The 14,655-nt window shown below is 41.9% G+C and carries 16 protein-coding genes and 1 tRNA gene; 14 read left to right on the forward strand and 3 right to left on the reverse strand.

Annotated features, from left to right (window positions below; genetic code table 11):
• Positions 1-48 precede the first annotated feature (48 nt).
• From ATS75_RS06775 to ATS75_RS06835, 13 genes are all read left to right on the forward strand, one after another.
• Positions 49-858, forward strand: coding sequence for a sulfite exporter TauE/SafE family protein (locus ATS75_RS06775; RefSeq protein WP_058559693.1), 810 nt, complete (start codon positions 49-51; stop codon positions 856-858).
• 12 nt (positions 859-870) lie between these two features.
• Positions 871-1,674 carry a prolipoprotein diacylglyceryl transferase gene (lgt, locus tag ATS75_RS06780; RefSeq protein WP_058559694.1) on the forward strand — a complete coding sequence of 268 codons (804 nt, stop codon included), beginning with the start codon at positions 871-873 and terminating at the stop codon, positions 1,672-1,674.
• Positions 1,675-1,686: 12 nt separating this feature from the next.
• On the forward strand, positions 1,687-2,538 hold the full coding sequence (locus ATS75_RS06785) for a thymidylate synthase (protein ID WP_058559695.1): 852 nt from the start codon (positions 1,687-1,689) through the stop codon (positions 2,536-2,538).
• A 30-nt stretch (positions 2,539-2,568) separates the two neighbouring features.
• On the forward strand, positions 2,569-3,450 hold the full coding sequence (gene galU / locus ATS75_RS06790) for a UTP--glucose-1-phosphate uridylyltransferase GalU (protein WP_058559696.1): 882 nt from the start codon (positions 2,569-2,571) through the stop codon (positions 3,448-3,450).
• A gap of 144 nt (positions 3,451-3,594) precedes the next feature.
• Positions 3,595-4,209: a hypothetical protein gene (locus ATS75_RS06795; protein ID WP_058559697.1), complete on the forward strand. Its 615-nt coding sequence runs from the start codon at positions 3,595-3,597 to the stop codon at positions 4,207-4,209.
• A 119-nt stretch (positions 4,210-4,328) separates the two neighbouring features.
• Entirely contained in the window at positions 4,329-4,928 is a 600-nt protein-coding gene (locus ATS75_RS06800) for a DUF4402 domain-containing protein (protein WP_058559698.1), read from the forward strand.
• Between the two features lie 50 nt (positions 4,929-4,978).
• Positions 4,979-5,410, forward strand: coding sequence for a DUF4402 domain-containing protein (locus ATS75_RS06805; protein ID WP_058559699.1), 432 nt, complete (start codon positions 4,979-4,981; stop codon positions 5,408-5,410).
• A gap of 8 nt (positions 5,411-5,418) precedes the next feature.
• Entirely contained in the window at positions 5,419-6,231 is an 813-nt protein-coding gene (locus tag ATS75_RS06810; RefSeq protein ID WP_058559700.1) for a molecular chaperone, read from the forward strand.
• Positions 6,232-6,237: 6 nt separating this feature from the next.
• A complete protein-coding gene (locus tag ATS75_RS06815; RefSeq protein ID WP_152996198.1) occupies positions 6,238-9,165 on the forward strand; it encodes a hypothetical protein in 2,928 nt (975 codons plus the stop codon).
• 89 nt (positions 9,166-9,254) lie between these two features.
• Positions 9,255-9,848, forward strand: coding sequence for a FlgO family outer membrane protein (locus tag ATS75_RS06820; RefSeq protein WP_058559701.1), 594 nt, complete (start codon positions 9,255-9,257; stop codon positions 9,846-9,848).
• Between the two features lie 12 nt (positions 9,849-9,860).
• Positions 9,861-10,535, forward strand: a complete 675-nt coding sequence (locus ATS75_RS06825) for a FlgO family outer membrane protein (RefSeq protein ID WP_058559702.1) — start codon at positions 9,861-9,863, stop codon at positions 10,533-10,535.
• Between the two features lie 8 nt (positions 10,536-10,543).
• The gene (locus ATS75_RS06830; RefSeq protein WP_058559929.1) at positions 10,544-11,206 is read left to right on the forward strand and encodes a FlgO family outer membrane protein; all 663 of its coding nucleotides are present in this window, start codon (positions 10,544-10,546) and stop codon (positions 11,204-11,206) included.
• Between the two features lie 113 nt (positions 11,207-11,319).
• Positions 11,320-11,394, forward strand: a tRNA-Arg gene (locus ATS75_RS06835).
• A 137-nt stretch (positions 11,395-11,531) separates the two neighbouring features.
• On the opposite strand, the gene ATS75_RS06840 is transcribed toward ATS75_RS06835, so the two are convergent.
• Positions 11,532-11,837 (reverse strand): hypothetical protein, encoded by a 306-nt coding sequence (locus ATS75_RS06840; RefSeq protein WP_058559703.1) that lies wholly within the window; start codon positions 11,835-11,837, stop codon positions 11,532-11,534.
• A 16-nt stretch (positions 11,838-11,853) separates the two neighbouring features.
• The gene (locus ATS75_RS06845) at positions 11,854-12,402 is read right to left on the reverse strand and encodes a hypothetical protein (protein WP_058559704.1); all 549 of its coding nucleotides are present in this window, start codon (positions 12,400-12,402) and stop codon (positions 11,854-11,856) included.
• A 303-nt stretch (positions 12,403-12,705) separates the two neighbouring features.
• Between ATS75_RS06845 and ATS75_RS06850 the strand changes: the two genes are divergently transcribed.
• Positions 12,706-13,050: a cupin domain-containing protein gene (locus tag ATS75_RS06850; RefSeq protein ID WP_058559705.1), complete on the forward strand. Its 345-nt coding sequence runs from the start codon at positions 12,706-12,708 to the stop codon at positions 13,048-13,050.
• 89 nt (positions 13,051-13,139) lie between these two features.
• Here the strand turns inward: ATS75_RS06850 and ATS75_RS06855 are convergent, their stop codons facing one another.
• The gene (locus tag ATS75_RS06855; protein WP_058559706.1) at positions 13,140-14,588 is read right to left on the reverse strand and encodes a dihydrolipoyl dehydrogenase; all 1,449 of its coding nucleotides are present in this window, start codon (positions 14,586-14,588) and stop codon (positions 13,140-13,142) included.
• Between the last annotated feature and the right edge of the window lie 67 nt (positions 14,589-14,655).

Consider the following 14,655-nt stretch of genomic DNA (forward strand, 5'->3'; position numbering starts at 1 on the left):
ATAATGGATTAGTATATGCATATAACAATGTATTTATAAGAGTGTGCTATGCCTGATTTAGTTATATTAATCGCAAGCTGTGCAGTATTAGGAAGTGTTGTTGGGTTTTTAGCCGGTTTACTTGGTATAGGTGGTGGCTTGATTATTGTGCCCGTGCTGAGTAGTTTATTGGTCAAATTTGATGTCGCAGATGCGGATCATGTGCTTGTTATTGCAATAGCCACGTCTTTGGCCTCCATCTTGTTTACATCGACGTCTTCAGCGCTCGCTCATCATAAAAATAATAACGTTCCTTGGGAAATTGCACCTTGGGTCATGGGGGGGGTTGGATTAGGTGCCTTGCTAAGTGGTTTTGCAGCGAGCTTTATTCCAGAACAGTTATTACGCGCCGTATTTGCTACCAGCGTGGTATTTATTGCGGCGCGTATGGTGCTCTCAACACGTAAACACGCCCCCAGTGGCAAAGCGATGCCTAGCGGTCCCATCATAGGTTCTCTTAGCGCCATAATGGGCGGTTTGTCGGGCTTAATTGGTATTGGTGGTGGCGCGCTTATTGTGCCACTGCTGAATTATTTTTCTGTAGATATAAAAAAAGCAATAGGCTGTGCTGCTGCGTGTGGTATTGTCATCGCTTTGTTTGGTTCAGTCGGTTATGTATCGGCTGGTTGGAAGGTAACCGATTTAGCGCATGGTTTTGCTGGTTTTGTGTATTTGCCGGCATTATTAGGTATTGTAATTACGTCTTGGTTTATGGCACCAATTGGTGCAAAAGCGACTCATTATTTACCGGTTGCAACGATAAAAAAAGCGTTTGCAGTATTATTGGTTATCATCGCACTTCAAATGGTGTTTAGTTAAGGTTTTATTTTTATGGCTCTTGAATTTCCACAAATTGATCCCGTCATCTTTTCGATTGGACCATTGAGCGTACGTTGGTACGGGTTAATGTATTTAATTGGTTTTGCGTTTGCTATGTGGTGGGCAAATAGGCAAGCAGCTAAACCAAACTCAGGTTGGTCAAAAGACGAAGTCAGCGACTTACTTTTTTACGGCATGCTTGGTGTTATTTTAGGCGGTCGAGTAGGGTATGTGCTGTTTTATCAATTTAGTTATTTCTTAGAAAACCCACTGTATTTATTTAGAATTGACCAAGGTGGCATGTCGTTCCATGGCGGGACACTAGGGGTTATCACCGCAATCTGTATTTTCGCATGGACACGTAAAAAGCAATTATTAGCTGTGGGCGACTTTGTTGCGCCATTGGTGCCTGTAGGCTTGTTAGCGGGGCGTATTGGTAACTTTATTAATGGAGAGCTGTGGGGGCGTACTACGGATGTGCCGTGGGCTGTTGTATTTCCGTCAGGTGGGCCGCTTGCTCGTCACCCCTCGCAACTTTATGAAGCGTTTTTTGAAGGCTTAGTGCTGTTTATTATTTTATATGTTTTCACTAAAAAACCACGTCCAGCGGGCAGTGTTGGCGGTTTGTTTTTATTAGGCTACGGTGTATTCCGCTTTGCCATTGAATACTTTAGAGAGCCAGATGCACATTTAGGCTTGTTTGGTGGCTTTATTTCAATGGGACAAATTTTATCGTTACCGATGATCATTGCAGGCCTAGGTTTGATATTATGGGCATATAAAACGCCGCAACCATCAGCGGCTAGTAAAGCTTAAAAAGAGCGAATAATGAAACAATATTTAGAGTTATGTCAGCGCATTGTTGATAAAGGTGTTTGGGTTGAAAATAAACGTACAGGCACGCGTTGCCTAACCGTGATAAATGCGGATCTTGAGTACGATGTTGCTAATAACAAGTTCCCGATGATTACCACCCGTAAAAGTTATTATAAAGCAGCCATTGCTGAGCTGTTAGGTTATCTTCGCGGTTACAGCAGCGCGGCCCAGTTTCGTGAGATTGGCTGCATGACGTGGGATGCCAATGCCAATGAAAACCAAGCATGGCTGAATAACCCTAATCGACAAGGTGAAGACGACATGGGGCGCGTCTATGGCGTTCAAGGTCGACATTGGCAGCGTCCAGATGGCACACCGTTAGATCAGCTTAAAAAGGTGATTGATAACCTTAAAAACGGGGTGGACGACCGAGGTGAGATTATTACGTTCTACAACCCAGGTGAGTTTGACCTAGGTTGCTTGCGCCCCTGTATGCATACTCATACCTTTTCATTATTAGGTGATACTTTATCTTTAACTTCGTATCAGCGCAGTTGTGACGTACCACTGGGCTTGAACTTTAATCAAATCCAGTGTTTTGTATTACTTGCTTTAGTCGCGCAAATCACGGGGCATAAACCGGGTAAGGCGTATCATAAAATTGTTAATGCGCATATCTATGAAAACCAACTAGAATTAATGCGGGATGTGCAATTAAAGCGTGAACCATTTGAGTCACCTCATTTACGTATCAACCCAAAAATTAAAACATTAGAAGACATTGAAACATGGGTTACACGGGATGATTTTGAAGTCATAGGCTACCAATGCCATGACGCAATCAAATACCCTTTTTCAGTGTAGGGCCATTAATACCCATTTAAGGAGAATCAAATGAAAGCAGTGATACCAGTTGCAGGCTTAGGCACGCGTATGTTGCCTGCAACTAAAGCAATACCAAAAGAAATGCTACCAGTTGTAGATCGTCCATTAATTCAGTATGTGGTGAGTGAAGCCATTGCTGCGGGTATTAAAGAAATCGTGTTGGTTACTCACTCGAGTAAAAATTCAATTGAAAACCACTTTGACACCAGTTTTGAATTAGAAGCGACCCTTGAGAAGCGTGTTAAGCGGCAATTGTTAGCCGAGGTGCAATCAATTTGCCCGAAAGACGTCACCATCATTCATGTACGCCAAGGTGAAGCAAAAGGCCTAGGTCATGCGATTAACTGTGCAGCGCCAATTATTGGTGATGAGCCGTTTGTGGTCATTCTACCAGATGTAATTATTGACGATCATGAGAGCGATCTTAAAAAAGACAACTTAGCCGAAATGATCACGCATTTTGAGCAAACCGGTGAAAGCCAAATTATGGTTGAACCAGTGCCAATGCAAGATGTTGATAAGTTTGGTGTTGTCGATTTAGGCGATGAAAAAATCACGCAAGGTCAAAGTGCCTCAATTATTGATATGGTTGAAAAGCCACCGGTTGAAACCGCGCCATCAAACCTTGCGGTTGTTGGGCGTTATGTTTTAAGTAAAAATATTTGGCCATTATTGTCAAAAACGCCTGCCGGTGCGGGTGATGAGATCCAATTAACTGACGCCATTGCCATGTTAATGGAAAAAGAGCCTGTTGCAGCCTATGCCATTAAAGGGCGTAGTCATGATTGTGGCAGCAAATTAGGCTACTTAAAAGCAACTATCGAATTTGCCCTTCGCAGAGACGAGTTCAAAGACGATTTAACACAGTTTATTAAAGACGTAGTAAAATAGACAGTAAACAAATGAATCATAAAAAAGTGCCTAAATGGCACTTTTTTATTTTATAAACATTAAAATTATATTCTCATCAGCAATAACATAAACTGGCATTTACTTTGCTTAACTATCCCATTACTTTTTAATAAAGCGCTTATTATGCATATTACATTACGAATTTGGTTCACTTTTATGTTAGCGGCACTGATGGCCGGCTGTGTAATGAATGAGAGTAGTCATGCTGAGGATTCGTCATCACTCATTTCTGATCAGCAAGTTAAAGAGTATGTTGCGCAGTGGCAGCAACAGCAAGGCAGTATTAATCGACTTGCAAACATGGAAAATGATTTAAAATTACTGATAATGGCATTGTCGTCAAACTCTCAATTAGCGCAAGGTCCGTCTGAGTTTCGTTCAGAGCGGGTGGATATACTTCATGCCAATGAGCCCGCTCAAACAGATAAAAGTATGGCGGTTGCTGAATCTGCCGGTATGCAGGGAGCTCAGTCAGCCTCGCTTGCTGGAGCACAACTAGGGCTTTATTTAAAACCAGAGCTGGTGAAGTCGCAAATTGTGAGATTACACCGAGAATACCCTCATGCGTTTAAACAACTCGATTTCTTAATGATCCAACGTGAAAACAAAGGGGTAACACTGTATGGTTTGCGCGTGGGTCCTTTTCAAAACTATACAGAGGCTAATACTTTTTGCTTAATCGCAAAAAGCATGGGACAAAAGTGCTTGAGTGCGCCGTTTGTGGGTAAACCTATTTAAGCAAAATAAAATTTATCTTTTCTGTCAGTAATTAAGCGTAAAGTATTTGTCCTAAATGTCGATAATATCTATGATAGGGGCAACATAGGGTAATGCCCCATCTCTCATAAGGATTTAGTATGAAATTATCTTCTACTTTACTTGCCGTTTCAGTTGCTGTGTGTTCTTTTGGTGCTTATGCAACAAGTGAAAGTTTTAGCGCGACAGTAAAAATACAAAATACCGTTATTCTCACAAAAGGCGACGATTTAAACTTTGGTACTATTCGTGCTGTTGCTGATCCGACTGGTGCATCACAGGCCTCTTTAACAATTAGCCCTAACCCTGATGCAGACATTAAATCGTCAAAAACGGATGGCGCCAATGCACTTATTTCTATTATTGAAGAAGGGTCACCGGCCACATTTACGGTGTCTGATGTTGTTCCTAATGCAAGACTAACTATTTCTGATCCTTCGCCGTCTTTGGGGCGCTTAGAGTCAAACTCTCAGGGGTTAAACGAGCCACAATTTGAAGTGAATGATTGGCAGTATTTCATCACGAGTGGAACCAGTGAAAATCAACCTTATGATTCAGCATCACCTAATCTTATTGCAGATGAAAAAGGAGAAGTGGGCTTTGCTATTGGTGCAACATTATCAACATACTCACAAGCCTCTTCAGAACCTTATAAAGATGTTGAATACACAGGTACCTTTCAAATCGAAGTAGCTTACTAATTTGCTTGGCTAATTTAATCATGCGCTGTTGTCTTATTATGGTATTGCTTATGTTTGGGCGACCAGCAGGTGCAGCCAGTATAGAGCAACAAGCGCTTGATTTTGGTACTTTAGTTATTATTAACAGCGATAGGTATGGTGCTGTTATTGTTAAAGATGATGGGGCCATTTCAACCAGTGGCGACATCTATATTCTTAAAGAAGGTCGGCCAGCAGAACTGATTTTAACGGGTATTCCCACGGGGACTAGGGTGACCATGAACTTGGTTGGCCCTGTCAATTTACAACACGATGTTCAGGGCAATGGAAGCGCTGATTTTAAAGTCAGTTTAAACGGTTTTCCAAAATACGCCTATGGCGATGAGTTTGGTGAGGCGCAAGTATTCATCGGCGGTAAGCTAGAAATAAACACAAGTAGTAAACAATATTCAGACGGCAACTATTCATCAACCACCAACCTTGAAATTTCAGTGGACTATTAAGGATTTACATGCTCAAAAAAATTATTTTTATGCTGCTTCTAGGCTGCGTGTTACTTAGCCAGTCAGTGATGGCTAACTTGCTGATATCACCCACACGCATCAGCATTGATGAACGAGAGCGTACCGCTAAAGTAACGGTGATAAATACAAGTAAAGAAACGAAAACATACCGCGTTATCTGGAGCGAAAAACAGTCTACGCCAACGGGTGGCTACCTCACTTTGCCCACGACCACCGAAACGAGTTTAAGCCCAATGACTCGTATATCTCCTAAGCAAATGCAATTAGCACCCGGGGAAAAACAAACAGTAAAAGTTGCAATAAGAAAGCCCAAAGGTTTGGCGAGTGGCGAGTATCGCTCGCATTTATTATTTCAAGCTTTACCTAATGAAAGCACTAAAGCCGCCAGCTCAATTAAAATTAATATGATCATGAGCTACAGTATTCCTGTTGTACTGCGCGTTAATCGTGAATCACCGGTTGTGGCGATTGAGCGAGCTCAGCTTGCTAAAAACCAAAACAACCAGCGTCTTGAATTTGCGCTTACACTTAAACGTGAAACGGCATTTAGCAGCTATGGAAAACTAACCGCCTACTTTAAAAGCGATACCAGTGCGGCCCTTGAAAAAATAGCCGAAATTGGTAATTTAAGTATTTACCCTGAAGTGAAAAAAGCCGACGTCACTTTAAGTTTATTTAATGGAAAAAACCTCAATAAACCCGGTACGGTTATTTTTAAATACACCGGTGAGGATGAATATTCGGATATTAACTTTGCTGAATATACGCTCCCTATTACAACTAGTATGCTTAAATTATAAACGTGAATGACGTTGTATAGTGGAGCCTTAAAACTGATACCGACGTTATGCTTATGGGTGAGCGTCGGTGTATCTGGCCAATCTGACTCCACGATTAATGATACTCTAAGTACATCACCTGTTATCCAAGATAAACCTACAAAGTCCGTAAGTAACCGAGCACAGCCAACCTTTCAGCCTGCACAGCGCATCGCATCGGGTGAATTTTTGCTATTGTCGCTGTATTTAAATAAGCACTACCTTGGCGAAGCATTTGCCCTAAAAAGTGACAACGGCGTTCAGTTAGGGTTATCGGGCTTGGCTGATATTTTACAGTTTGCAGTTGATGTAGACGTAGCGACACACTCAGCAACGGGGTGGTATCGCGATCAGCAGCCATTTTTACTTGAAAGTAACGTACTGACGACGGCTGAGGGCGCGATTCATTTAACAGCTTCAGATACTTACTACGACGATGATATTTACATTGACGTTGCCATTTTAAAGCGCGCATTTGCTGTGGAGTTTGCAGTGGATTACGCTGATTTAGAGATACATCTTCGCTCAGATGAGCCATTGCCACTTGAGTTACAGCAGCAACGCCAAGCACGAAAATTTAACAGTACGAATCGAAAATCACGGCCAACATTACCGTGGAAAGCAAGTCCTTACCAAGCTATTTCGTCTCCTGTGGCGGATCTGCAGTTAAATTTCAGTGCAGACAAAAACCAACACAGGGCCAGCTATTCATTACTGGGCGCGCAGGACTTTGCTTATTTGTCTTCAGCGTATTTTTTATCAGGCCGTGAAGGCGACTTGCTGTCTGACTCACGGTTAACATTCACAAAACACGATGAGCAAGGCACGCTACTAGGCGGACTTGGTGTCACAGAGCTTGAATTTGGTGACGTCATTGCTACTCAGGTGGGAAGTCGTTACAACAGTCAATATGGGCGAGGTTTTAAGTTTACGAATCGTGCGCTTAATAAGCAGTATGATAATAACCGTATAAACTTAAGTGGACCAATTCAGCTGGGATGGGACGTCGAGCTATACCGCAACGGTGTTTTGATTTCACAGCAATTAAGCTTGGCTGATGGGCGCTATATTTTTGACAACATTGACTTGTTTTACGGTGATAACAACTTCGAACTTATTTTTTACGGGCCGCAAGGGCAGGTTGAACGTAAAACAGAATATTACTTTATTGATAGCAACCAGTTAACGAGTGGTGAGAGTCAGTACGCGTTTTCACTCTCCGAGCAAGGTAACAAACTGCTGAGGAATACACACAGCAATAACAATGGGTGGCAAGTCGCGGGACGCTATGAGCTGGGTGTGACAGATGACTTTTCTTTTTATGCCGCCGCGCTTGGGCAAAAAACACAGAATGACGATGTACATCATGTGTCTTTGGGGACAAATTTAAGCCTATTTAATCGGCTTTTACTTAATCTTGATTACGAACAAGATAACCAAAATCAACGAGAGCTTGAACTGACTGCACGATCCAAGCTCGCTGAGCAATCCTTATTATTCAGTGCGACTCATCGTACAGAACAACCGGGTGATGAATACAGCAGTTACCAGTTTGATATGTCGGGTGCCGTAATGCAAAACGACTATGGGCGAATCAATTACCAAAATAATTTTTTATACCAGCATTCAGACAGCCAAGGTAACTATGTACAGGCACAAAATCGCCTGAATTATGCGCACTCAGGGTTTTCTTTAAGTAACCAATTGCAGTGGGTTGAAGCAAATAATAATGAGCGAGTCGACGGTTCCGCTCGTTTGCAAGGCCGCTTAGGACGAATTTACAGCCGGTTAGGGGTCAATTACACTTTATCGCCTGTTAGTGAAGTGGCCAGTTACGAGGCTGAGTTTAATCGTCGTATAACCCCTCACCTGCAAGGCGAACTTACACTGCGCGATTCACGCATCAATAACAACCAGTCAGCTGATTTAGGGTTAAGTTGGCAAAGTGATGAATTTAGCGTGACTGGCAACCTTAATTACGACAGTGACGATAATTGGCAGTTAGGTGTGTATAGCCGCTTTAGCCTCGCCTTTGACGCTCAGAACACTCACTATTTTCTATCTAAGCAAAGCTTAACAACGACAGGCACCTTAATGCTCAAGGTGTTTATTGATGAGAATAATAACGGTATTTTAGACGAAGGCGAACAGGGTGTTAAAGGGGTGAAAGTAAAGGGGGTACAAAATTATCGCCAAGCAGTAACTGACGAGCAAGGGGTTGCACTATTAACCTCGATGCCAGCTAATCGCACCACCGATATTGTGCTTGATCAAGACAGCTTTACAGATCCATTTTTAATCCCCGGCCACTCTGGTTTTTCAATTACACCCCGCGCGGGCTTCGTCGAATACATGAATTACCCCCTTAATTATGCCGGAGAAATAGAGGGCGTTGTATACAGTCAGCAAGGCCAAAGCAATGAGGCTACGGCGTATGCAAGGATTACGTTACTTGATTCTCAAGGTCATCAAGTAGCGCAAACACAAGCGGCGTTTGATGGGTATTACGTGTTTACCGATTTAAGGCCTGGCGAGTACCGTGCCGTGATTGATGAAGACTACAAAACTCAAAAAGCACTCAAAGAGACGCAGAATATTACGGTAAAATTGTCACCGCAAGGCGATGTCGTTATGGGCGTAGATTTTGTTTTGGCACAGAGAGTCACCGAGGCAGGCTTTATAGTAAACGCAGGTAGCTTTTCATCATTACCATTTTTGAAAACTTATTTTGAGCTTATGAAGCATCACTTAAAGCCAGAGCAGCAAAATCGCGCGTTTTATTTAAAAGTGAATGAGCAGTATGTGTTAGCGCTGGGTTATGCAAAAACCAAAAACACTGAATTAGAAACTCTGTGTGCGCAGTTAAAAAGTAAAAATTTACACTGCACGCTACAAGCACAACAGATAACACAATAAACGGTTTAGTTAATCATTATACAGTGCCGCCCTTGTAAGTAGGCATAATTATTGCTTTCTTACTGCTATGCTTATAGAGGATGGCAAATATGCGCCTGTTAATACTTTTATTGTCACTGAGTCTAACTGCTTGTAGCTTGACTAGTGAGCCCGTTGAAAAGACCGAACGACACGTCGAAAAAGCGACCATGGCGTCTTTTACTGTGGACCAATACGTACGCGACTTAAGCACGCAGCTTAGTAATAAAAATGGTTCTTTTAAAAGCTCGTCACGTATTGCGATAACGAGCTTTTACCTTGCGGACGCCCTAGAAACAGGCCTTGCGCAAGGGCAAGGTCATGGCCTGAGCCAGCAAATTCAAGAGAGCTTAATCACGCAACTAACCCAGCTTGGTTATAATATTATTGAGTATCGCTTAGAAAATAATTTAAACTTGTCTGCATCGGCAGACAGCATGCTCAGCAGAGACATTGCTAAATTAAATCAACGTCAGAATATTGACTACGTTATCACTGGCACGTTAACGCGGCAACAACATGCCTATATCATCAATGCGCGCATGGTGAACGCACAAAACAATGTCATCACCTCAGCAGCAAGCACTGAAATCCCCATAAATGTAATGTGGAGCGATGAAAAGATTCAGCAACGCGGTGGTTTTATTTACCGCAGTGAATATTAATTAGGAGCCCTTATGAAACGCTTAATACTGACCCTCTGTTTACCTTTGGGCTTCGGATGTTCTCAGATGATGAATGACAACACCGCTGCAATAAAAGATAATACTCCACAACTTGCTATGGAGCGCACCGTTGCAGAGCCAGGCCAAAACAGTGGCCTTTATCAAAATAAAGCCGTGATGAATGACACCAGTCAGCTGGGCGTCTCAACACGTAAAAACATCAATCATTATGTGCGCGGCATCATGCAAGATATGGCTGAAAACCTGCAATACGTGAATACACGCACGCCGTTAGCTGTCTCGAGCTTTATTTATTTAGACGATGAATACAATGATGGAACGCTACTAGGCAACCAAATAGCCGAAAGTTTTATGCACGAACTGCACAGCTTTGGCGTACCCGTTATTGATTTTAAAACCACCGACTTCATGCGTGTCACCCCCAGCGGTGACTTTGTATTCAGCCGAGATTATTTAGAGCTCAGCCCAGATCAAAACTTTAATTATGTGTTAGCTGGTACTATGGTAAATCACCAAGGTGGCGTATTAATCAACGCACGCATAGTTGGGTTAGCGAGCAAAGCTGTTGTTGGCTCTGCACAAGGATTTATACCTCAATCAGTGGTCGATGCATTAGACAGCAGCTATCGCACCGACGGTATCATGCTAAAACAAGCGAATGAGTGAGAGTGACTATGACTTATATAACTAAGTGTGCAGCCATACTAAGTGTTAGCGTAGCTGCCTCATTTGTTACAGGGTGTAGCATGATGGAAACGCAACCGATTAATAGCGCGCCAGAGCCGGTCCCGAGTTATGATTTAAGTCAATTGATACACCAAGCACATATGCAACAAGAGCAGCGCTATCAAAGTTCAACGCAGTTCGCACCGAGTAAACATAATAAAACGCTGGTTAATTATGTTGAACAAATGGCGTTAGACTTAGTCGATACTATGCAACTAGAGCAAGATATCTCCATTGCAGTGACCTCCTTTGTTGATTTAGATAACAGCCTAACGAAAAGCAGCCAACTCGGTAATCAGCTCTCAGAAAGCTTTATCCATCAGCTACAACAGTTTGGTTATGGCATTGTCGATTTTAAAACAACAGACCAAATTTTAGTAAACCCACGGGGTGATTTTGTTTTTTCTCGCGAGGTAGAAAACTTAGCGAACAAGCGTGTTGCAAGCCATGTGTTATCAGGCACTTTAATCTACCGTAGTAGTGGCGTAGAGGTTAATACACGGATTATTGATGTGCAAAGTAAGCGGGTAGTGGCAAGTAGCCAAAAACTATTACCTTATTATGTGTTAAAAAATGACGATATTAACCTGCGCAGCGCACGCCTTAATTAATTAGGTTACGTTATTTAACAGCTTGATTAAAAACAGCTTAACCCGTTATACTTTCCTAGCACCTAGCACCTAGCACCTAGCACCTAGCACCTAGCACCTAGCGCATGGCGCATGGCCTCTTAGTTAAATGGATATAACGGCCCCCTCCTAAGGGGCAGTTGCAGGTTCGATTCCTGCAGGGGCTACCAATAAAATCAATGGGTTATTTTTTTCGATCTCTTTCTTTAATTTCTGTGTAGCATATATTTAGCATTGTAAATTAAAATTTTAAAATTCAACGATGCCCTTTTACTAAAATAGCCAAATTACATTTAAGGTTGCTTTGTTATGGTTTATTGTCTGATTGAGACGTTTCAAATTCGATACCGCCTATTCTCTTCGCGAGCTGATTATAAATAAATAGAATAGTGCGATTCATTATATAAAACATAAGCCCATAAAAAATTGGAGCAAAAGTAAAAAATAAAAATGGGAAATTAGGCATTGTTTCGCCATCACTAGTTTTAAGCTCAGGTGCAAAAAAGAAACCAAGAAAACCCATCAAAGCAAAAGGTAATGTTAAAACAGCAAACATTAATGAAATAATTTTGCTGGTTTTGTGTGATGAGAAGGATTTTATTTCGATTTTCACTTTTCTTCCTTGAACTCTAAAAGTCCGCTTGAGTGTCATTGTTGGGTTTTGGATTAGGGAAGTTACATTTGATCATAAACCAATTTGGTTCGTATTCATTAAGCATTGCGAATCCCATATCGTCGTCACCGAAATAGCAAAACCTTGTATTTGAAGGATCGCCGTAAGAAAAATAACCTTCTCGACGGTTTCCATCATCGTCGTAGGAAAATGCCTTTTTAACAAACCACACGTCATCAAAGTACTGAAACCAAATTACTTTAATATTTTTGCTTTTTGCAAATGAAATGAATTCATCGAGTCTGTTATCAGTAATTTTTATTTTCTTTTTAGTTCCTTTTATAGAAATAATTTTTACTGGAAGGTTTCTACCTCCATCTTCATCAATCCATTGAACAAGTTCGACGTTTTTCTTCTCAGCCAAATAAATTAACTGTTTCAGATCACGATGGTGCTCTGACAAAAAATATTTAGCTCTTTCCTCTGAGCTTGATTTGAACGGTTCAAAAACATCAGAGCATCCAAATATTAAAAACCCAATAGCAAAAATCGTGAGCAATTTCATAGTAACCTAACACTTTAGTATTTATGCGACACGTTGTTTGTGTGGCGGGAATTTACTTTGTATGAGCAAAAACCTAAAGGGACAAATCTTGACTTTAGATATCATACTTCAGTTGACCTGCAATCAATAATTAACCGAACCTAACTCGTTTAATTTAAGTTGTGCTATTTATGTTCACATTCACTATTTTACACTTTTATGCGTGAATAAGTGTATTTTTGTTGTGTGAATTGAATTTACTACCATTTTTAACGGTGATGTTTTACCTTGTTGTGTAGTAGCTTTTTAAGGGATAGCGAAAATATGGCAAGGCCTATTTCAGTTGATAACGCTGAGCATTATAACTGGGGCGATAACTGCGATGGCTGGCATATGGTTAAAAGTGAGCAGTTGAGTGTTATTCAGGAGCGTGTACCAAGCGGTGCATGTGAGCAGTCGCATAAACATGAGTTTGCAGAGCAGTTCTTTTTTGTATTAAGTGGGCAAGCTACTTTGGTAGTCGACTCTGTGACTCATGTATTAAACGCTCAGCAGGGTTTGCATGTGCCCGCTGGCGTTGTTCATCAGCTATGTAATTATGGCGATGTTGATCTTGAGTTTATTGTTACCTCAACCCCGCCAAGTCATGGTGATAAGGTGCTTGTTTAACATTTTATGGGAAGTCTTGTACTGTTAAATAAAAAAGGAAGCTGAGGCTTCCTTTTTGGTGTGCGTATTCTATTTTTAACGGTTTTAGCCTAAGCGCCTGGGCCACATTCCATGCAGTGGTTTATGATTTCTGGGCCAAATTTAAGTTTGGCGTTTAAATCACGAAGGGCGGTGCGTAGGCCTTCTTCAATCACGGGGTGATAAAATGGCATATCAAGCATTTGCGGCACGGTCATTTTGTTTTGTACTGCCCATGCTAATAGGTGGGCTATATGCTCGGCTTGTGGGCCTATGAACTCTGCGCCAATAAATAAACCAGTGCCTTGCTCTGCATATACACGCATATGACCTTTGTTTTTTAGCATTACACGGCTGCGGCCTTGGTTTTCAAAGCTGACTTCGCCGACTTCAAAACAGCCACATTCACCTAAACGTTCTGTTATTTGTTTATAGCTTTCGCCCACCATGGCAATTTGTGGGTCGCTAAATACAGCGGCAATAGGTGCACGGCGCAGGCCAGTTTGAACATGAGGAAAACGGCCCGCATTTTGCCCTGCGATAGTACCTTGGTCGCTTGCTTCATGTAAAAGTGGGATCATATTACTGGCATCCCCGGCGATAAATATGTTTGAATCGCCACATTGCATGGTGTACTTGTGAGCAACAGGCACGCCGCGTTCATCAAGTTCAATGCCTGTGTTTTCAAGGCCGAGCTTGTCAGTGTTTGGTACGCGACCAGTGGCGGCTAGTACATAATCAAACTGTTCCGTGTGCTTTTGACCGTTTTTATCTTCATAGGTTAGTTGTGCTTTGTCGCCTACTTTTTTCATGTCAGAAACGTTTGAGTCGGTATCAACAAAAAATTCTTCAGCGAATACGGTATTGGCATAATCTTTAATGACAGGATCAGTAATGGGGCCTATAGCGCCGCCAACACCAAATAGCTTTACCTTAACGCCTAAGCGGTGTAAGGCTTGGCCTATTTCAAGGCCAATAACACCAGGGCCAAATACGGCCACTGATTCTGGTAAGTTTTGCCAATCAAATACGTCGTCATTAATAATTAATTTATCGCCAAAGTTATTAAATACGCCAGGGTAAGCAGGGCGAGAGCCTGTTGCGATAACGAAGCGTTTTGCATTAATAATGGTGTGGTCGTCAATTTGAACGCGGTTAGCATCGAGAAATTTAGCGTAGCCACGAATTTTATCTTCACTTGGAATTTCGTCTACCGCCTCAACTACAAAGCCGACAAAGCGGTCGCGCTCATTACGTACACGTGCCATGACCTCTTCGCCGTTGATAGAAGGTTTTGAGCTGTGTACGCCAAAAGCGGGTGCTTTTTCAATTGAGTGGGCAGCCTCTGCAGCGGCAATTAATAGTTTACTTGGCATACAGCCTACACGAGCACAGGTTGTGCCATATTGGCCTGCTTCAATCATCAGTACGTTTGGCGTGTGTTGCTTTGCGTTGCGGTATGCGCTTAGGCCTGCTGTGCCGGCACCAATTACAACAACATCTGTATTTAATTCTTTCATGTGATGTCCTCAATACCAATTTTATTAAAAAACTGGTTTTCAAAATAAGTTAATAAAATGGGTATAT

Origin of the sequence: Pseudoalteromonas sp. H105, assembly GCF_001469215.1 — a bacterium.
GTDB lineage: Bacteria > Pseudomonadota > Gammaproteobacteria > Enterobacterales > Alteromonadaceae > Pseudoalteromonas.